We start from the raw sequence: 543 nt of genomic DNA on the forward strand, positions 1-543 counted from the left end.
GTCTTTACTTATCAGAAAATATATTAATGAAAGGTTGTGCCATACTGCTCCATATACAGCTTAACCCCTGATGGAGAATCAAACCATGAAGAAAACTTTTGCAAAAACTGTGACCTTGATCATGCTGGCCGCTTCTTTGGGTGCATGTGCCAATATGACCCAAACCCAACGCAACACTGCTGCTGGTGCGGTATTGGGTGGCGTGGCAGGTAACTTGATTGGTGGCGATACCGGTTCTACCTTGGGTGGCGCGGCTTTGGGTGGCGTTATCGGCAGTCAGGTTCATACCCGCTACTAATCCTTTATTCGGTTAAAAATAAAAAGGCCGTCTGAACATTCAGACGGCCTTTTGTTTTGCGGTTTATTCGTTGACGAACGTTACACCGGTCAGTTGCGATTGCAAAATGGCAGTGCGCAAAGCAGTCAGTGCTTTCGGACGGACAAAGTTGCGGCGATAGGCCAAAACGACACGGCGGTGCGGTGCAGTACCTTCAAACGGGATAATGCTGAAAAGCATGTGGTCGTTTTCGGTCAATGCGGTAG

At 48.3% G+C, this 543-nt stretch carries 1 protein-coding gene and 1 pseudogene; one reads left to right on the top strand and one right to left on the bottom strand.

The genetic code is table 11. The features are described from left to right. The first annotated feature begins 85 nt into the window (after positions 1 to 85). Entirely contained in the window at positions 86 to 298 is a 213-nt protein-coding gene (locus ACTHUM_RS18320) for a glycine zipper 2TM domain-containing protein (RefSeq protein ID WP_003684747.1), read from the top strand. Positions 299 to 361: 63 nt separating this feature from the next. Here ACTHUM_RS18320 and ACTHUM_RS18325 read toward each other — a convergent pair. After that, positions 362 to 543, bottom strand: a pseudogene (locus ACTHUM_RS18325) (hydrogen peroxide-inducible genes activator); the annotation flags it as partial.

It is taken from the genome of Neisseria sp. P0021.S006 (assembly GCF_051956895.1).